Raw genomic sequence first — 18,420 nt, 5'->3', positions numbered from 1 at the left:
GCTAGGGCTGGGCCGGGCTGGCGGCCGCCAGGGGCCCGTCCTCGTCCGCCTCGGCGACGGGGGACCGCGTCGGCGGCTTGAAGAACACGGCCAGCAGCAGCACGGCGACCAGGGCCATGCCGGTCGGGACCAGGAACAGGCTGGTATAGTCGACGCTCGCCACGCCATCGGCGCCGGCGTGGCTCAGGCGGCTGACCAGGGTGGGGAATAGGAAGCTGGCCACCACATTGCCGACGCCCAGGATCAGCAGGTTGAACAGCCCCTGGGCGCTGGACCGGACGTCCTTGGGGAACACGGCGTCGACGAAGATGTACACGGTGGCGAAGAAGAAGGCGTAGCAGATCCCGTGCAGCAGCTGCACGGCGACGATCACCGGGATGCTGTCGGCGAAGAAGGCGAACACCGCGAAGCGCGCGGCATGACCCAGCACGCCGATGATCATGGTGACCTTCCAGCCCAGCCGCGCCAGCACGCGGCCCAGCAGGAACATGGTCAGGATCTCGGCCACCTGGCCCAGGCTCAGCACCACCATGCTGAGGTTGCCGGCGATCCCGACCCTGTTGGTCAGGAAGGCGTCGGCCATCACGAAGTAGCCGTTGTGGATCACCGAATCGATGAAGGTGACCAGGAACAGCACCAGCACGAACGGCGCGCCCAGCAGCTTCAGGGCCCGTCGCCAGGCCAGGTTGTCGATCCCTGGCGCGTCCTTGCGGGCCGGCGTGTGCGGCAGGGTCAGGGCGTAGCCGGCGAAGGCGAACGACAGGATCGCCGCGACCAGGAAGATCCACCGCACCTGCTCGGCGCCGGCGTGGGCGCCCAGCAGGAAGACGAAGGGCCAGCTGACCAGCACCCAGCCGACCGTCCCGCCCATGCGCACCGCGCCGAACTCGCCGGCCGGGTCGCGCAGGTTGGCGAAGGCGATCGAGTTGGTCACCGACAGGGTCGGCACATAGACTAGGCTGAAGATCAGGTAGCAGGCGAAGAACGGCCAGAAGCTGGTCGACAGCGCCGTTCCCACCAGGGCCAGGCCGCCGATCAGGTGGCTGATCGCCAGGAAGCGCTCGGCGGCGAAATTGCGATCGGCGAACTGGTTGGAGAAGAAGATCCCGACCACGGCGGCCACACCCCAGGCGCTGCCGACCAGCGACTGCTGCCAGGGCGCGAAGCCCAGCATGCCCATGTAGGGGAAGATCTTCGGGGCCCAGGCGCCCCAGATCGCCAGCTGGAGCACCATCATCAGGAAGAGCCGCAGGCGCGTCGTCATGGTTCTGGCCTCCCCGACCAGCTTTTGGCGGCTAGGTTTCGGCCCGTCTGGACCGCTCCCGCGCTCATGTAATCGAAATCATCGATAACAGGGCTCCGTCAAGGCGGCAACCGTCCAGCTGTTGGCCAAGCCAGGAGAGCTGCGCCTTGCCAAGGGCCTGGCTTGCCGCCAGTGTCCCGCGAATGGCCACCATTCTAGATGTCGCGCAGGACGCAGGGGTCTCGACCGCGACGGTCTCGAGGGTTTTCAGCGCGCCAGAGCTGGTGCTGGAAGCGACTCGCAAGAAGGTAATGGAGGCGGTCAACCGCCTCGGCTACGAGCCCAACTTCGCGGCCAAGAGCCTGCGGACCCTGCGCACCGAGAAGATCCTGGTCACCGTGCCGGACATCTCCAACCCCTTCTTCTCCCAGGTGATCCGCGGCGTGGAGGAAGCGGCTCTGGCGGCCGGCTATTCGGTGCTGCTGGGCGACACCCGGCACGAGGAGGCGCGCGAAGAGCAATATGCGGCGATGTTCCGGCGCAAGGAGGCCGACGGCCTGATCTTCCTGGGCCATCGCCTGCCGGACGTCCTGGCCGAGATGGTGGCCGCCAAGGGGCCGCGGACGCCGATCGTCAACGGCTGCGAGTTCCGCCCGGGCCTGGCGGTGTCCAGCGCCCATATCGACAACGAGGGCGCCGCCGCCGAGGTCATGGAGCACCTCTATGGCCTGGGGCATACGCGGATCGGCGTCGTGACCGGCCCGCTGGTCAGCCCGATCAGCGGCGACCGCCTGGCCGGCGTCCTCGCCGCCGCCCAGCGGCGGGGCCAAGCCAGCGCGCTGCGCATGGCCATCGGCGACTTCTCCATCGAATCCGGCGTGCGTCAGGCCGGCGAACTGCTGGACCAGCCCGGTCCGCCCACCGCCATCTTCTGCTTCAGTGACGAGATGGCGATGGGCGCGATCGAAGCCATTCGTCGGCGCGGCCTGGAATGCCCGCGAGACGTGTCGCTGGTCGGCTTCGACGATATCCGTTTCGCCCAGTACCTCAGTCCGCAGCTGACCACGGTCAGCCAGCCCATGGAGCGCATCGGCCACGAGGTGGTCCGGCTGCTGCTCGACATCCTGGCCGACCGCGCCAGCGCCCTGCAGAACGTCACCCTGCCCCACCGCCTGGTCGTGCGGTCGAGCACGGCGCCGCCGCCCGACCGACGCTAGGACCGCGGCGGCAGTTCTCGAACCCAGATGTTGCGGAAGCTGATCGGCGCGCTGGGGTCGCCGTGGGCCTGCAGCTTGATCGGCGCCGAGGTGAAGGGCCGGGACGGCGGCTTGCCGATATAGACCGTCTCGCCCGCGAACGCGGCGTTGTCCTGCACCAGCACGCCGTTGTGCAGCACGGTCGCGGTGGCCGGCGAGACCAGCGCTCCGTCGGGGCCGAACACCGGCGCCCGCCAGACCACGTCATAGACCTGCCATTCGCCTGGCTTGCGGCCGGCGTTCACCAGCGGCGGATGCTGCTTGTAGAGGCTGGCGGCCTGGCCGTTCACATAGGTGGGGTTCTGGTAGGGATCGAGGACCTGCAGCTCGTACCCGCGATCACCGGGCCCGGTGGACGCCAGGAAGACGCCGCTGTTGCCCCGCGCCTGGCCCGAGCCGGTGATGTCGGCCGGAATCCGCCATTCCAGGTGCAGTTGGTAGTCCCTGAAGCTTCGCCTGGTCTCGATATTGCCGCGCGCCTTGTCGACGGTCAGCACGCCGTCCGCCACGGTCCAGCCCGCGGGCGACTTGTCCTGCGTCGCCACCCATTCCTTCAGGTCGCCGCCGTCGAACAGCACGATCGCGTCGGACGGGGCGCCGCCCGCTTCCTTGGCCGGGGTGACCACCGCCGGCACGGGCTTCCAGAGCTCGGTGTCCTCCGGCTTGGCCTGGGCCAGCGCCTGCGATCCGACGCAGAGCCCGCCAAGGCCCAGCATCACGGCGGTCAGAACGAGAGGCTTCGACTTCATTTCGGTTCGTCGCTCCACGGGAAAGGCGGCGACACCATAGACGTCCGGACCGAGTCCGCCAGAGGTGCGGGTCGTGCATGGCTTGGAAGACGCCGCGCTCAGCCCAGCGCCCGCTGACCAGACATTTCACGGGCATCGATTCGCCCCCCGCGCGTGGAAGCGTGACCGTTTCAGCGCGATGAACTTCACCATTGGATCATCATCCTCATAATCGGGCGCCACGCGCGAAAATGTGCCTTTGGCGCAGCATCTTGCGCCTCGATTTTCGCCGACAACGTTGTCATTGAAAACATTGGGCTTTTCCTGCCGAGCCGCGACGTTATGGTGCGCGCCAAGGCGAGCAACAGTCTCGCCAGCTTGCAGCAGGACGGAACATGCAGAACCAAGGGCTGGGCGCGAACGCGCCCCCGACGAAGCACGCGCGTCTATTGGCCTGGGTCGACGAGGTCGCCGCCCTGACCAAGCCGAAGGCCATCCATTGGTGCGACGGCTCCGACGAGGAATGGACCGCCCTGACCGACGAACTGGTCGCCGCCGGCACGCTCAAGCGCCTCAATCCAGACCTTCGCCCCAACTCGTTCTTCGCCGCCTCCGACCCGCGCGACGTCGCCCGCGTCGAAAGCCGCACCTTCATCTGCTCCGAGGACCAGGCCGACGCCGGCCCGACCAACAACTGGCGCGATCCGGTCGAGATGCGCGGGCTGCTCAACGACCTGTTCGACGGCTGCATGCGGGGCCGCACGATGTACGTCGTGCCCTTCTCGATGGGGCCGGTCGGATCAAGGATCAGCGCCCTGGGCGTTGAGATCACCGACAGCGCCTATGTCGCCGTCTCGATGCGGGTGATGACCCGCATGGGCCGGGCCGCCCTGGACGCCTTGGGCGAGGACGGGTTCTTCGTTCCGGCCCTGCACACCCTGGGCGCGCCTCTGGCCGAGGGCCAGGCGGACGTGGCGTGGCCCTGCAACGAAGACAAGTACATCGTCCACTTCCCCGAAAGCCGCGAGATCTGGTCGTACGGCTCCGGCTACGGCGGCAACGCCCTGCTAGGCAAGAAGTGCTACGCCCTGCGCATCGCCTCGGTGATGGCACGCGACGAGGGCTGGCTGGCCGAGCACATGCTGATCCTCAAGCTGACCTCGCCGGCGGGCCAAGTGCGCTACGTGGCCGCCGCCTTCCCCAGCGCCTGCGGCAAGACCAACATGGCCATGCTGCAGCCCACCCTGCCCGGCTGGAAGGCCGAGACGATCGGCGACGACATCTGCTGGATGCGGTTCGGCGCCGACGGCCGCCTGTATGCGATCAATCCCGAGGCCGGCTTCTTCGGCGTGGCCCCGGGGACCGGCGTCAAGACCAACCGCAACGCCGTCGACACCCTGCATTCCAACTGCATCTACACCAACGTGGCCCTTACCGCCGACGGCGACGTCTGGTGGGAGGGCTTGACCGAACACCCGCCGCAGGGCCTGACCGACTGGAAGGGTCGTGCCTGGACGCCGGTGCTGGGCGAGCCCGCCGCCCATCCCAACGCCCGCTTCGCCGTCCCCGCCGGCCAGTGCCCGGTGATCGCCGGCGAATGGGAGGATCCGGCCGGCGTGCCGATCTCGGCGATCCTGTTCGGCGGCCGCCGCGCCTCGGCCGTGCCACTGGTCACCGAGGCCTTCGACTGGGAGCACGGGGTGTTCCTGGCCTCCAACGTCGCCTCGGAAGGCACCGCCGCGGCCGAGAACAGCATCGGCGAGCTGCGCCGCGATCCCTTCGCCATGCTGCCGTTCTGCGGCTACAACATGGGCGACTATTTCAATCACTGGCTGAAGGTCGGCGCCGCCGCCGATCCGGCCAGGCTGCCACGCATCTATTTCGTCAATTGGTTCCGCAAGGACGAGCGCGGCAAGTTCGTCTGGCCGGGCTACGGCGAGAACAGCCGCGTGCTCAAGTGGATCGTCGATCGCCTGGAGGGCGAGGCCGGGGCCGTCGACAGCCCGATCGGCCGCCTGCCCGTCCGCGACGACCTGGACCTCACCGGCCTGGACCTCACCGACGCCCAGCTGGACCTGCTGCTGACCGTCGACCCGGAGATCTGGCGCGCCGAAGCCGCCCTGATCCCCGAGGCCTACGCCCGGTTCGGCGATCGCCTGCCCCCCGCCCTCTGGGCCCAGTTGGACGCCCTGGGCGAACGGCTGGCCCGCGTGGAGCGCCCCGCGCGAGTGCTGGAACAGGCCTGATCGACCCTCGCCCTTTCAAGAAACAAGCGCCGGCCGGCGCATGGAGACCGAATGCACGTTACGATGGAAAAGCCCGCCCGCAAGTTCGTGGTCGGAAACTGGAAGATGCACGGCAACCTGGCCGCCCTGCCCGTCCTGGGGGCCATCGACGCGGCGGCGCGCGAGACTCCCGCGGTCGACGTCGGCGTGGCGGTCCCCGCGACCCTGATCACCGCCGCCTGGCAGACCGCCAACGCTATCCACGTCGGCGCGCAGGACATCCACCCGGCCGACAAGGGCGCCCACACCGGCTGCCTGTCGGCGCCGATGGTCAAGGACGCCGGCGCGGCCTTCACCATCGTCGGCCACAGCGAGTGCCGGGCGGGCCGCCAGGAGAGCGACGACGAGGTGCGCGGCAAGGCGGAAGCCGCGCGGCGCCATGGCCTGTCGGTGATCCTCTGCGTGGGCGAACCCCTGGAGGTCCGCGAGGCGGGCCAGGCCGAGGCGGTGGTCCGCGCCCAGCTCGAGAACTGCCTGCCCGCCGACGCCGACGGCGCGTGGCTGTCCGTGGCCTACGAGCCGATCTGGGCGATCGGTACAGGCCGCTCGGCGACGCAGGACGACATCGCCGCCATGCACGCGGTGCTGCGTGAAACCTGCCGCGCAGCGCTCGGGCCGGCGGGCGACGGCGTCCGGCTCCTGTATGGCGGCTCGGTGACCCCGGCCAATGCCGCCGAGATCCTGGCCACGCCGAACGTCGACGGCGTGCTGGTGGGCGGCGCCAGCCTGACGGCGGAGACCTTCCTGCCGATCATCGCCCACGCCTGAGCGGGGCCATCGCCCCACTTAAGGGGGCGCCGGGCTGGTCGCGCAGGTTCTGGGCCACGCGCGGCCGGCTCGGCGAAGGACAGACGGTCGAAGCCGGGCCGCTCGCGCGAGCTTGCGACTACACCGACGCGGGCTGGCGGCGGATCGGCTCAACGTGGCCGGACGCTTTCCTCCGACATCTTCGCATCGACGCCATGCAGCCGCAGGCCCATCTGGCCGACGGTCCAAAATCTGTCGATTTCCGACGGCGACGCCTCACTGGTAAGACCTGAGCGCGTCGATCATTTGTCCGACATTTTCCACTTAAAGATCAAACAGTCGTCGCCTTGCCAGGCATGAGGACGATACGTCCATGGCCCACTATCGGCCGCTGGATTGTCCCAAGGTATGACCTCGTTGACTTGCGAGGCCTTACCTCGTATCCCTTATCTGTGACCGCTACCATAGACACCCGCGCGCCGGCGAACTCGCCGCTGCGGGACGGCGCTGGCGGCGCGCAGAACGACAAGTGCGAAGAGCACCGAAATTTAGGGGAGAAACATGATCCAACCACGACACACGTGCGCCCTTCGCCTGGCGCTCGTCGCCGCCAGTTGCCTGACTGGTCTGGTCGCCGCTCCGGCCTTCGCTCAGCAGACGCCGTCCGCTCAAGCCGCTTCCACCGCCGACACCGTCGAGGAAGTGGTCGTGACCGGCTATCGCCGCAGCCTGGCGCAATCGACCGTCGCCAAGCGCGAGACGACCGGCTTCGCCGACTCGATCTTCGCCGAAGACATCGGGAAGTTCCCCGACTCCAACATCGCCGAGTCGTTCAACCGCATTCCCGGCATCACCATCACCCGCGACATCACGGGCGAGGGCACCAACGTCGCGATCCGCGGCCTGGGCAGCAACTTCACCAACGTCACGCTGAACGGCGCCTCGATCGCGGTCGCCTCGTCGGGCGCCACGGACGCGCAGGGCACCGACCGCTCGGTCGACCTCAGCTTCTTCCCGACCGACCTGTTCACCAAGCTGACGGTCAACAAGAGCTATTCGGCCAGCCTGCTGGAAGGCGGCGCGGCCGGCAATATCGATATGCGCTCGGCCCGGCCGTTCGACCGCCCCGGCCAGCACCTGACCATGAACGTTCAAGGCGTGAAGCCGGACGGCGCCGATTGGGGCGGCAAGGGCTCGCTGATCGCCAGCAAGACCTGGGACAATTTCGGCGTCCTGTTCGGGATCTCCGGCCAGCGGCTCAAGACCGACACCCGCGGCTACGAGACCATCGGCTTCACCAACCCGAACCTGTCGGCGGCCCAGTGCGGCGCGACGACGGGCTGCAACCCGACGGGCGGCGGCAACTGGACGATCCCGGGCACGGTGCCGGTCGGCGCGGGCGGCGGCCTGGTGGCCGGCCAGACCATCGACCAGGCCTTCCTGCTGGCGCACAATCCCGGCGCGACGATCCAGCAGATCGACAACGGCCTGCTGCCGCGCCTGGGTCGCCCCTCGGCCGAGTACGGTCGCCGCGACCGCTTCAACGCCGTGGCCAGCCTGGAATGGAAGCCGAACGATAACCTGAACTTCTATATCGACGGCATGTACGGCTACAAGAACAACGACCTGATCCGCGAGGACATGGCGTGGATCGTGCGCAACGGCGCGATCATTCCGACCAACACCAAGTACGACAAGACCGACTGCTCGGCCGGCTGCACGGTCACCCAGGGCACCTACGCCAATTCGCAGTTCTTCCTGGAATTCCGTCCCTACCTCGAAAAGACCGAGCTCTGGGGCATCAATCCGGGCGGCGAGTGGCGCATCACCGACAATCTGAAGGTCGAGGGCCAGGTCAACTACACCAAGAGCACCTTCCACCGCGAAAGCCCGACCTTCGGCCCCGTGACCGCGCTGGGGGCCGGCACGACCGTCGACTACACCTACAACCCGAACGGCATTCCGACGATCAAGAGCAGCATCGACCTGAATAACCCGGCCAATTTCGTCTGGACCGGCGGCCGGCTGAACATGCAGGACGAGAAGCGCTGGTATGAGACCAAGGGCGCGCGCGCCGTCGTCACCTGGGGCGACGAGCAACTGAACCTGAAGGTCGGCGGCAACTACGACGACGTCTCGCGCACCATCCGCGGCTACGACAACACCACGCCGTGGCAGAACGCGACCTGCGGCAACAACCCGAGCATCAACCTGCCGTCGCCCAACGGCCAGCCGCCCTGCCAAGGCCTGAACCAGCCCGGCGCCGCGCCCGCGGGCTATCCGACCTACCCGGGCTACGGCACGGGCTCCACGGCCGGCCAGACCGGGACGCTCACCTATGGCGGCTCGCTGATCCCGACCACCAGCCTGGCCAGCTACCTGAAGCCCGGCCCGGCCGGCTTCGTCACGGTCGACTGGGACGCGGTCAAGAAGGCCACAAACTACGACGCCCTGCACGCCGCCACGCCTGAATCGGGCGGCTCCAACACCGGCGCCAGCGGCGGCTCCATCAACGAGAAGAACAGCGCGGCCTATACCGAGCTGAACGGCGTCACCCAGGTGATGGACAGCGACCTGCGCTTCAATGTCGGCGTCCGCTACGTCCACACCAAGCAGACGATCGGCGGCCGCGTCTCGCTGGCGGATCCGCGCAACACCCTGGCCGGCGGCGCCCAGCTGCCGGACGGCTCGCGCTATCCGAACATCACCAACTTCGTCTATGTCGAGAACACCTATTCGAAGTGGCTGCCGGCCGCCAACATCGCCTATGACGTCGGCGAGCACGCCGTCGCCCGCGCGGCGGTGTCGGAGACCATGACCCGCCCGGACCCGGCCGCCCAGCTGCCCGGCGTCAGCTTCGGCGCGCCGTCGGCCGACCAGGCCACCATCGGCAACTCGGCCCTGAAGCCGTACTTCTCGAAGAACATCGACCTGGGCTTCGAGTTCTACACCGGCCAGGAAGGCGTGATCGCGGTCAACGCCTTCCGCAAGTCGCTGACCGGCTTCACGACCAACAACGTCGTGACCCAGCCCTTCTCGTACCTGGCCCAGTACGGCATCACCTACGACACCCTGAACGACACCCAGAAGACGGCGATCAACTCGCGCGGCGGCCCGACCGCGGCGTCGGTCCAGATCCAGTCGCAGATCAATGTGCCCAACAAGCTGACGATCAACGGCCTGGAATTCCAGTGGGTGCAGCCGCTCGACTTCCTGACCAGCCGGTTCGGCGTCGAAGGGCTGGGCGTCAACGCCAACGCCACCATCGTCGACCAGACCAGCAACGGCGCGGCCGTCGCCTACGGCGTGGCCAAGTACACCTACAACCTGACAGGCTATTACGAGCACGACGGCGTCAGCCTGCGTCTGAGCCACGTCTATCGGAAGGGCTCGCAGTCCAGCGGCGCCAACCAGAACGGCGTCACCGCCGCGGCCCTGTTCGCAGACGACTACAAGCAGACCGACTTCTCCTCGAGCTTCGACCTGGAGAAGATCTTCGGCCTGGGCCACGTGCCGCAACTGACCTTCAACGTGACCAACATCACCAATGAAAAGCTGCGCTCGCACTTCCAGTACGACAACGCGACCTTCACCTACTACAAGCCCGGCCGCCAGATTCTCGTGGGCATGCGAGCGACCTTCTAAGCGCGAGACGGGAACGGACGGCGCAAACGCTGTCCGTTCCCGTCGGCGCGCCGCGCTCAGAATCATGGGAATCAACATCACCCAAGGAAAAGCAGCGTCAGACCTTCCAGTACGACAACGCCGCGTTCACCCTCTGCGACCCGGGCGCCACCTATGTGATCGGCATCCGCGGCCCGTTCTAAGAGCTGACGCGAAACACCTTCCTTCGCGTTTCCCCAACGGCGTGTCTTCGGACACGCCGTTTTTTATGCCCACAACCAGACACCAATCGTGGATTGACCAACCTCGAATAGACGCGTCGAGGTTGCTCGTCGATCGAGGGCTGAGGGAGGGGCGAGATGAGGCTGGGCATACCCGTCTATGAGGGCGTCGACCTGCTGGACGTCGCCGGACCGGCCGAGATGTTCTACTGGGCCGGCAAGGATCAGCCGCTCGAAACCCTGATCCTCTCGGAGGACGGCGGTCCGGTGACCGCCATGAACGGGATCCGTTTCGAGGTCCAGGCCAGCTTCGCGGACGTTTCCGCCCTCGACGTGCTGTGGGTCCCCGGCGGCGATCCAGAGGTGCTGGGCCAGATCATGAGCGATCCAGGCTCACCCTACCTCGCCTACTTGCGTCAGGTCGCCGAAGACGCGACGTGGGTGTGCTCGGTCTGCGAGGGCGCCTTGCTGCTGGCCCAGGCGGGGCTTCTGGACGGTCACAGGGCGACCACGCACTGGGCGTTCATCGCCTGCCTGCAGAGATTCTGCGAGATCGACGTCGACACCGGCAATCCGCGCTTCGTGGTGTCGGGCAACCGCCTGACCGGCGGCGGCATCTCGTCCGGTCTCGACGAGTCCCTGCAATTGATCCTGATGCTGTTCGGCCAGGAAGCGGCCGAGAGCGTCCAGGTCACGACCCAGTATTTCCCCGAGCCGCCGGTGATGGGGACCCTTCCCCCAACCCCGGCCTGCCCGGTGACCTGGTCCTGACACGCCGCTAGATGCCTGGCGCGTAGGGGAAGCTGAGCTTTTCGTAATACTCCAGCGAATGGGCGGGAGGCGCTTCGCCAGCCGGCAGCGGCAGGCCCGAGAAGGTCTGGAAGTAGGCGATCGAGGCGTCGCGCCACCACTGGGCCTCGTTGCGCTGGATGGCCAGGAAGTCGGCGACCTGGGCATGACGCTCGGGATCGACATAGGGCGCCAGGTCCGCCCAGGTCCGGCCCATGCCGTCGACATAGGACACCCCGCGCGAATAGTGGGTCACCAGGCCGTCCCACAGGGTTTGGCCGGACCTGAGCCTGTAGGTCCACGGCAGGTGGTGGAACCATAGCAGATCCTTCTCGTCGACGGTCTTCAGGTCCGAGAACCGCCTGGCGACCACCGGGGCGTACTGGGCGACGGCGTTGCTGCCCGCGGCCGTGCGATCGAAGCCGATCCCGTCCTTGCCGGCCTTGGCGTAGTAGACGCTGGTCCAGTCGGCCCGCTCGCCGCCGCTGACCCACGGGCCGGGGCCGTAGTGATGGCTGCGCCCCATCTGATGATGCAGGCCCAGCGGCGTCATGTAGTCGACCGCCGCCTCGCGCGAGCCCATCATCATCGCCACCGCCGGCTGGACGAAGCGCGGATCCGTCGAGAAGGTCATCCTCGCCCAGTCGGCGGCGATGTCCTTGGTGGACGCTTCCGGATCCCAGGCCAGACGGCCGAAGACGTACCAGTTGGCCTGGTCGAACTGCGAGCCGCTCCAGTTACGGTCGCGGCCGATGTTGGCGACGCCGGCCATCAGGGTCTGGGACCGGCCATCCAGCGTGCCGTCCACCACCTTGGCCACCGTCGAGCCTTGCCCCTTGGCGTAGGTGTCGGACTTCAGGGTCTCCTCGTAGAGCGGGCCCAGATAGACAAGATGCGTGGCGAAGCCGAGATATTCCTTGGTGATCTGGAACTCCATGCCGAGGTTGGTCTTCGGCATGGCCCCGAACAGCGGGTGGAACGGCTCGCGCGGCTGGAAGTCGATGGCCCCGTTCTTGACCTGGACGATGACGTTGTCGCGGAACTGGCCGTCGAACGGCTTGAACTCGCCGTAGCCCTGCTTGGCGCGGTCGTCCGGCTGCTCGTGCGAATAGACGAAGGCCCGCCACATCACGATCCCGCCGTGCGGCCCCACCGCGTCGGCCAGCATGTTGGCCCCGTCGACATGGGTGCGGCCATAGTCCTGCGGGCCGGGCTGTCCCTCCGAATTGGCCTTTACGAGAAAGCCGCCGAAGTCCGGGATGGCCTTGTAGATCTCGTCGGCCTTGGCCTTCCAGAAGGCGCGCACGGCCGGGTCCAGGGGATCGGCGGTTTTCAGCCCGCCGATCTCGATCGGGGCCGAGAACCGCGCCGACAGATAGACCTTGATCCCGTAGGGCCGGAACACGTCGGCCAGGGCTGCGGCCTTGGCGATATAGGGCGCGGTCAGGCTGTCGGCCTTGGCGTTGACGTTGTTCAGCACCGCGCCGTTGATCCCGATCGAGGCGTTGGCCCGGGCGTAGTCTACATAGCGCGGATCCTTGTAGTCCGGCAGCTTCCACCAGTCCCACAGCGACGCCCCGGCATAGCCGCGCTCGACACTGCCATTGAGGTTGTCCCAGTGGTTCAGCAGGCGGTGCTTGACCTTCGGCGCCGAGAGGATGTCCAGCGTGTCGACGCCCTGCCCCGTCTGGACTAGGCGCAGGTAGTGGAAGACGCCGTACAGCACGCCGATGTCGCTATTGCCGGCGATGACCGTGGTCTTGCCGACGGTGCGGATCAGGTAGCCTTCGTCACCGGCCCCCTTCAGCGGCAGGTTCAGGGCGGCGACGGCCGGCGAGCCGGCGGGCGTGCCCAGCAGGATCGACGGGCTGTCCGGCGACGGCGCTCCGCCCACCAGGCCGCTCAGCCCGCGCTGGAGTTCGGTCCGCGCGATCTTCAGGGTCGGCGTGTCGGCGCTGGGCGCGATCGTCCGCGGCTCCGGGCGCTGAGCCGCCGGCAACGGCCGATAGCGCAGCCACAGGTCATAGCCGTCCTCGGCGCGGGCCGCCGAGCCCCCCAGGGTCGCCGAAACTAAACCGGCCGCCAGCCAAAGCCCACGCATGAAGGACGCAAGACGCATGTTTTCTCCCTGGCGAGACCTTGCCGCGCGACCCGAGGCGGCGCGACGGTCTTTGGTCCGTGATACCGCTACCTTGATCGAAGGTCGAGACACCAAATTCTGGTGGTCAGACCAATAGGTTGACAACCGGCTCGTCTGATTTAGACCGATACCGCTACCATCCGATCGGACGGTCGGATCAACGAAAGCGCCCCATGCCCAAGATCATCGCCGCCAAAGTCATCGTCACCTGCCCGGGGCGAAACTTCGTCACCCTGAAGATCGAGACCAGCGACGGGGTCCACGGCGTCGGCGACGCCACGCTGAACGGGCGCGAACTGGCGGTGGCCAGCTACCTGACCGACCACGTGATTCCCTGCCTGATCGGCCGCGACGCCCATCAGATCGAGGACATCTGGCAGTACCTGTACCGGGGCGCCTACTGGCGGCGCGGTCCGGTGACCATGGCGGCCATCGCCGCCGTCGACACGGCCCTGTGGGACATCAAGGCCAAGATCGCCGGCCTGCCGCTGTACCAGTTGCTGGGCGGCGCCTGCCGCACCGGCGTGATGGTCTATGGCCACGCCAACGGCGCGACCGTCGAGGAGACGCTGGAGAACGCCGCCATCTACGCCGCCCAGGGCTACAAGGCCATCCGCCTGCAGTCGGGCGTGCCCGGCCTCAAGGGCGTCTACGGCGTCTCCAAGGATAGGTTCTTCTACGAACCGGCCGACGGCGACCTGCCGACCGAGAGCCTGTGGTCGACCGAGAAGTACCTGCGCAGCGCGCCGGGACTGTTCGAGGCCGCCCGCGACGCCCTGGGCTGGGACGTGCACCTGCTGCACGACGTGCACCACCGGCTCACCCCGATCGAGGCCGGCCGCCTGGGCAAGGACCTGGAACCCTACCGGCCCTTCTGGATGGAGGACGCCGTCCCGGCCGAGAACCAGGCCAGCTTCCGCATCATCCGCCAGCACACCACCACCCCGCTGGCCGTGGGCGAGGTGTTCAATTCGATCTGGGACTGCAAGCAGCTGATCGAGGAGCAGCTGATCGACTACATCCGCGCCACCGTGGTGCACGCCGGCGGCATCACCCACCTGCGCCGCATCGCCAGCTTCGCCGACCTGCACCATGTGCGCACCGGCTGCCACGGCGCCACCGACCTGTCGCCGGTCTGCATGGCCGCGGCCCTGCACTTCGACCTGTCGGTTCCCAATTTCGGGATCCAGGAATACATGCGCCACACCGAGGCGACGGACGCGGTGTTCCCCCACGCCTACAGTTTCGCGGACGGCATGCTGCATCCGGGCGAGGCGATCGGCCTGGGCGTCGACATCGACGAGGTCGAGGCCGCCAAGCATCCCTATAAGCGCGCCTACCTGCCGATCGCCCGCCGCGAGGACGGCTCGATGCACGATTGGTGAGGCCGCCGCGACGCGGTTGGCGACAATCGCCAAGCTTTGACGACGGACGCCAAAAATAGCCCGCGCGGCCCAGGTCGGCTATGCTATCGCGAGTTCGAAGAGGCCCCGCGGGGCCGTCGCCGAGAAACTGACGAAGACCCATGGCCGAGAACGTCAAGCTCTACCGCCGTATCGCCGACTCGGTCGCCGACGCCATCGAGGGCGGCCAATACAAGCTTGGCGACCGCCTGCCCACCGAACGCGAACTGGCCGAGCAGTACGGGGTCAGCCGCCCTACCCTGCGCGAAGCGATGATCGCCCTGGAAATGCTGGGCATGATCGAGGCCCGCCATGGCCTGGGCATCTATGTCACCGGCGACGTGCGCCCCATCGCCTCGGCCAGCGCCGAGCCCGCCTTCGAGATCGGCGCGTTCGAGCTGATCGAGGCCCGCCGCCTGTTCGAGGGCGAAGCCGCCGCCCTGGCCGCCACCGCCATCACCGACGACCAGATCCGCGAGCTGGAGGCGCTGATGGAGCGCATGGCCCGCGAGGACGAGATCCAGGGCGAGGACGCCGACCGCGAGTTCCACATGGTCATCGCCCGCGCCTCGGGCAACGGCGCGATCATCGCCACGATCGAGAACCTGTGGGACTGGCGCAACCGCTCGCCCCTGGCCCGCAACATCCTGACCCGGGCGCGCGGCATGGGGCTGGAGCCCCGCATCGTCGAGCACCGCCGGGTGTTCGAGGCGTTGAAGGCCCGCGACCCCGCGGCGGCTCGCCAGGCCATGCGCGACCACCTGGAGCGGGTCATCGACCACCTGCTGCACGCCACCGAGACCGAAGCCGTCGAACGGGCCCGGCAGGAAACCGGCGCCCGCCGCAGCGCCATCGCCAAGCGCGTGGCGATCTAGCGGGACCAGACCGCCCGCCTCGTGGCCGGCGCTCTGGTTCAGCCGGCGGACGACGCAAACGGTGAAAGCCGCCCCACTGGGATCTTGTCGTGGTCCGATGGGGTCGTGGTCCGATGGGTAAGTCGTGATCGCGGATCTAGACTTGTTCCGGCGGGCAGCGTCCTGTGGAACCAGCCCCTCGATCGCAAACGGTCATCATGATCTTCATCGCCCTGATCGCCGCGTTGCTCGCGTCTCAACCCATCGAGCTCGCGCGCGGCCCGATCCCGGTGGAGCAGGCTTTCAAGCTCAAGCATGCGAAAGGCGACGCCGCGTTCTCCGCCGAGGTGGAGGCCGCCGTTGGTCGACTTCAAAACGGCCGCTTCCAGAAAGTCGGGATCGTTGGCCCTTGCGCAAGCGCGGCCGAGATCGCGGCTTCGGCGCAGATGGAGCTTGTTCGTCGAACGCCCGATCCGCAAGGCTATGCCAAGTCACAGGCCGCGGCGGAGGCCGCGCTGGCCCAACGAAAAGACCTGAGGGCGCTCTATCTCGGCGGCGGGCAAGTCGCCTCGCCCGACGGCCTCGTCGGCAGAATGGCGGCGCGCGCCAGGACCGAACCCGACGCACGACTGGCCGAGCTCTACCGGCGGATGGCCGAGGATCAGTTTTCCGGCATCGACAGCATCATCCTACGTGGATTCTTCGGGCCAGGCGTCCACACCACCTGGGAGAAGGGCCTGGACGAAGCCGCGCTTGCCTATGTGGACGCGACGATCGCGGGTGAATCGTGCCCCATGAACGTCGCCAACGCCGATTGGCTGAAGGGCCAGCTGCGAGACCATGGATGGTTCAAGATTTCGATCTATGGCGCCGACGCTGATCGTGCAGCGTGGCTGATCGTCCAGCACGCCCGTCATGATCCGGCCTTCCAACAGGAGGTGGTCGCCATGCTCGAGCCGCTCTGGGAATCCGGCGAAACCAAGGGCGAGAATTTCGCCATGCTCTACGACCAGACGGCGCACTATGCAGGGCGTCCCGGCCGCTTCGGCGCCATAGGCGATTGCACGGCGCCTGGCGTCTGGTCTCCGGGACAGCTGGAAGATGCCGGCGCTGTCGACGCGTGGCGCCGCAAGGCTGGCATGCCGCCTCTCGCCGAAGTCATCGCCACGCGAAGCAAAGGGTGCACAGAGTAGCCAGCAGGCGCCGGCTTCGAGCCCCCTAGCCTTCGTCGCCGGGCGTTGGGTCAAGAGGCCATACCTCAACGACCCCTTGCGCCACCGCGCAGGGGCTCCGGGCGGCGATCTCGATCGCGGCCTCCAGGTTCGGGGCCTCGACCAGGGCAAAGCCGGCGACGGGCAGGTCGGCCGACAGGAACGGACCTTGCGTCACCCGCACCTCGGCGGCGTCATGATTGCGCACCTGAACGGGCTTGCCGGCGATGCCCATGACGTCCCCTTCACGCATCCGTTGGGCGTCGGCCGCGTGCGCCGCGTCTCGCACCGTCTTGGCGGTCCGATCGTAGCCGGACCTGTCGCCATAACCGATCGTGATGAACCTGGGCATGCTGGCCTGAACGCGAAGACCCGCCATCGGTTCTCGGCGAACTTCCACTTCGGCCCGTCGCGAACGAAAGGCTCAGCAGGTCATCAGTTGCGACAACACCGGTGATCGGCTGGCTGTACATTCAAAGGGGCAGCCGCCAAGTTCCGACTCTTAGGGTTGTGGAGATAGCGAATGCGGTTGGTGAGCCTACTGGCGATTGGCGCAACCTTGGTCGGCGTAGGCGCGGCGAACGCAGAAACTTCGGGACATTGCCCCGCCCGGGATTTTCAGGCCGCCGCCGGTAGAGCCATTGACGACCTCGACGCATCCCAGTCCTTCACTGGCGCGGTGCTGGTGGCGATCGACGGAAAACCTGTCCTGCGGCGCGCCGTGGGTGAGGCCAATCGCGAGTGGCATATCGCCAACACAGCCGATACCCGGTTCCGGATCGGTTCGGCGACCAAGACCTTTACGGGGGTGGCGGTCCTGCGTCTGGTCGACGAAGGCAAGATCGCTCTGGACCACCCCGTCGCTAAATACGTGCCAAACCTGCCCCAGGCCTGGGCCGGCGTCACGATCAGAATGTTGCTCAGCCACACGTCCGGCGTGCCCGACTACGTCTTCGCCCCGACTTTCCGGGGTCGCGAGGCCCGTCTGATCCAGACGCCGGAGAGCCTGCTGACCCTCGTGCGCGAGAAGCCGCTCGTCTTCGCGCCGGGAACGGGCTGGCGTTACAGCAACACCGGCTATGTCTTGCTGGGCATGGCGATCGAGAAGGTGTCCGAACGACCTTACGCCGACTACCTGCGCGAGGAATTCTTCAAGCCTCTGGGCATGGCCGACACGGGCTACGAGACCGAGGACGCCGTCATGGCGCGGCGCGCCTCGGGCTACATGCGTACCCGCGACGGCTGGGCGGCGGGGCCATTCATGGCGCCCAGCGCGGCCTACGCGGCGGGTGCGCTGTACTCGACCGTGGGCGACCTGCTGAAGTGGGACCAGGCGCTTTACGGCGATCGACTGGTGTCCAAGGCCGGCCGCGACTTGATGTTCGCCGACTACCGCAACCACTACGGCCTGGGATGGCAGGTCGACGAGACCTGGGGAACGAGGCGGCTTAGCCATGGCGGCGCCACGCCCGGCTTCCAAGCGTCGTTCCAGCGCTATCCCGATCGGCGGCTGACCGTGGCGGCGCTGTCGAACTCCGAGCTTGGCGTTGCGGAAAAGCTCGCCACGGACTTGGCGGGCTTGTGTCTGGGCGCTTCGGTCTATCCGGCCGAGGTCGCCTTGGCGCCTAGCGCCCTCGATGCCTTCGCGGGCGACTATCGCGATGCAAAGGGCGTCCCCGTGAAGGTGGTTCGCCAGGGCGCGCGACTGGTGGCCTATTTCGGCGACGAGCCTGCGGGGACGCTCTACGCCTCCGGGCCCGCCGCCTTCTTCATGAAGGTCTCGGACGCGCAGCTATCATTCCGTGGTGAGCCAGGGCGGACCAGGACTCTGGTCGTGCACCAGCACGGCAAGGACTATGTTTTCGATCGAGCGTCGGGACATTAGGACAAAAGTCAGCTTCGGAACGACTAGGGGCGCA

13 protein-coding genes are annotated in these 18,420 nt (G+C 67.5%); 9 read left to right on the top strand and 4 right to left on the bottom strand.

Going from position 1 to position 18,420, the window contains the following annotated elements; all coding sequences use genetic code 11:
• Nucleotide 1 precedes the first annotated feature (1 nt).
• Nucleotides 2-1,264, bottom strand: a complete 1,263-nt coding sequence (locus ASD47_RS10345) for an MFS transporter (RefSeq protein WP_056755395.1) — start codon at nt 1,262-1,264, stop codon at nt 2-4.
• 182 nt (nt 1,265-1,446) lie between these two features.
• On the opposite strand from ASD47_RS10345, the gene ASD47_RS10340 reads away from it, so the two are divergent.
• Complete coding sequence (locus tag ASD47_RS10340) at nt 1,447-2,460, top strand: LacI family DNA-binding transcriptional regulator (protein WP_056755391.1); 1,014 nt, start codon at nt 1,447-1,449, stop codon at nt 2,458-2,460.
• On the opposite strand, the gene ASD47_RS10335 is transcribed toward ASD47_RS10340, so the two are convergent.
• Nucleotides 2,457-3,215: a DUF1080 domain-containing protein gene (locus ASD47_RS10335; RefSeq protein WP_156402203.1), complete on the bottom strand. Its 759-nt coding sequence runs from the start codon at nt 3,213-3,215 to the stop codon at nt 2,457-2,459. The genes ASD47_RS10340 and ASD47_RS10335 overlap by 4 nt on opposite strands.
• A 407-nt stretch (nt 3,216-3,622) precedes the next feature.
• On the opposite strand from ASD47_RS10335, the gene ASD47_RS10330 reads away from it, so the two are divergent.
• From ASD47_RS10330 to ASD47_RS10315, 4 genes are all read left to right on the top strand, one after another.
• A complete protein-coding gene (locus ASD47_RS10330) occupies nt 3,623-5,473 on the top strand; it encodes a phosphoenolpyruvate carboxykinase (GTP) (protein WP_056755386.1) in 1,851 nt (616 codons plus the stop codon).
• Nucleotides 5,474-5,524: 51 nt separating this feature from the next.
• Entirely contained in the window at nt 5,525-6,280 is a 756-nt protein-coding gene (gene tpiA, locus ASD47_RS10325) for a triose-phosphate isomerase (protein WP_230983795.1), read from the top strand.
• Between the two features lie 540 nt (nt 6,281-6,820).
• Nucleotides 6,821-9,904 carry a TonB-dependent receptor gene (locus tag ASD47_RS10320; RefSeq protein ID WP_056755384.1) on the top strand — a complete coding sequence of 1,028 codons (3,084 nt, stop codon included), beginning with the start codon at nt 6,821-6,823 and terminating at the stop codon, nt 9,902-9,904.
• 338 nt (nt 9,905-10,242) lie between these two features.
• Nucleotides 10,243-10,875 (top strand): DJ-1/PfpI family protein, encoded by a 633-nt coding sequence (locus tag ASD47_RS10315; protein ID WP_056755381.1) that lies wholly within the window; start codon nt 10,243-10,245, stop codon nt 10,873-10,875.
• Nucleotides 10,876-10,882: 7 nt separating this feature from the next.
• On the opposite strand, the gene ASD47_RS10310 is transcribed toward ASD47_RS10315, so the two are convergent.
• Nucleotides 10,883-12,994 carry an alpha-glucuronidase family glycosyl hydrolase gene (locus tag ASD47_RS10310; RefSeq protein WP_056755378.1) on the bottom strand — a complete coding sequence of 704 codons (2,112 nt, stop codon included), beginning with the start codon at nt 12,992-12,994 and terminating at the stop codon, nt 10,883-10,885.
• Nucleotides 12,995-13,206: 212 nt separating this feature from the next.
• On the opposite strand from ASD47_RS10310, the gene manD reads away from it, so the two are divergent.
• The 3 genes from manD (at nt 13,207) to ASD47_RS10295 (ending at nt 16,483) form a co-directional block, all read left to right on the top strand.
• Nucleotides 13,207-14,418: a D-mannonate dehydratase ManD gene (gene manD, locus ASD47_RS10305; protein WP_056755376.1), complete on the top strand. Its 1,212-nt coding sequence runs from the start codon at nt 13,207-13,209 to the stop codon at nt 14,416-14,418.
• Nucleotides 14,419-14,558: 140 nt separating this feature from the next.
• Complete coding sequence (locus tag ASD47_RS10300) at nt 14,559-15,311, top strand: FadR/GntR family transcriptional regulator (protein ID WP_056755373.1); 753 nt, start codon at nt 14,559-14,561, stop codon at nt 15,309-15,311.
• Nucleotides 15,312-15,508: 197 nt separating this feature from the next.
• On the top strand, nt 15,509-16,483 hold the full coding sequence (locus ASD47_RS10295) for a DUF6624 domain-containing protein (protein WP_056755370.1): 975 nt from the start codon (nt 15,509-15,511) through the stop codon (nt 16,481-16,483).
• A 25-nt stretch (nt 16,484-16,508) separates the two neighbouring features.
• Here ASD47_RS10295 and ASD47_RS10290 read toward each other — a convergent pair whose 3' ends face one another.
• Nucleotides 16,509-16,880, bottom strand: coding sequence for a YciI family protein (locus tag ASD47_RS10290; protein ID WP_235525845.1), 372 nt, complete (start codon nt 16,878-16,880; stop codon nt 16,509-16,511).
• 144 nt (nt 16,881-17,024) lie between these two features.
• Between ASD47_RS10290 and ASD47_RS10285 the strand changes: the two genes are divergently transcribed.
• A complete protein-coding gene (locus tag ASD47_RS10285; RefSeq protein ID WP_082564562.1) occupies nt 17,025-18,386 on the top strand; it encodes a serine hydrolase in 1,362 nt (453 codons plus the stop codon).
• Nucleotides 18,387-18,420: the final 34 nt, after the last annotated feature.

The organism is Caulobacter sp. Root1472, from assembly GCF_001426985.1.
Classification (GTDB): Bacteria; Pseudomonadota; Alphaproteobacteria; order Caulobacterales; family Caulobacteraceae; genus Caulobacter; species Caulobacter rhizosphaerae.
This window is presented reverse-complemented; position numbering and strand designations above follow the sequence as displayed.

What these genes read in the sequence shown, in the direction of transcription:
- ASD47_RS10345 (WP_056755395.1), bottom strand. Translation starts at nt 1,264, where the DNA reads ATGACGACGCGCCTGCGGCTCTTCCTGATGATGGTGCTCCAGCTGGCG.
- ASD47_RS10340 (WP_056755391.1), top strand. Translation starts at nt 1,447, where the DNA reads ATGGCCACCATTCTAGATGTCGCGCAGGACGCAGGGGTCTCGACCGCG.
- ASD47_RS10335 (WP_156402203.1), bottom strand. Translation starts at nt 3,215, where the DNA reads ATGCTGGGCCTTGGCGGGCTCTGCGTCGGATCGCAGGCGCTGGCCCAG.
- ASD47_RS10330 (WP_056755386.1), top strand. Translation starts at nt 3,623, where the DNA reads ATGCAGAACCAAGGGCTGGGCGCGAACGCGCCCCCGACGAAGCACGCG.
- tpiA (WP_230983795.1), top strand. Translation starts at nt 5,525, where the DNA reads ATGCACGTTACGATGGAAAAGCCCGCCCGCAAGTTCGTGGTCGGAAAC.
- ASD47_RS10320 (WP_056755384.1), top strand. Translation starts at nt 6,821, where the DNA reads ATGATCCAACCACGACACACGTGCGCCCTTCGCCTGGCGCTCGTCGCC.
- ASD47_RS10315 (WP_056755381.1), top strand. Translation starts at nt 10,243, where the DNA reads ATGAGGCTGGGCATACCCGTCTATGAGGGCGTCGACCTGCTGGACGTC.
- ASD47_RS10310 (WP_056755378.1), bottom strand. Translation starts at nt 12,994, where the DNA reads ATGCGTGGGCTTTGGCTGGCGGCCGGTTTAGTTTCGGCGACCCTGGGG.
- manD (WP_056755376.1), top strand. Translation starts at nt 13,207, where the DNA reads ATGCCCAAGATCATCGCCGCCAAAGTCATCGTCACCTGCCCGGGGCGA.
- ASD47_RS10300 (WP_056755373.1), top strand. Translation starts at nt 14,559, where the DNA reads ATGGCCGAGAACGTCAAGCTCTACCGCCGTATCGCCGACTCGGTCGCC.
- ASD47_RS10295 (WP_056755370.1), top strand. Translation starts at nt 15,509, where the DNA reads ATGATCTTCATCGCCCTGATCGCCGCGTTGCTCGCGTCTCAACCCATC.
- ASD47_RS10290 (WP_235525845.1), bottom strand. Translation starts at nt 16,880, where the DNA reads ATGGCGGGTCTTCGCGTTCAGGCCAGCATGCCCAGGTTCATCACGATC.
- ASD47_RS10285 (WP_082564562.1), top strand. Translation starts at nt 17,025, where the DNA reads ATGCGGTTGGTGAGCCTACTGGCGATTGGCGCAACCTTGGTCGGCGTA.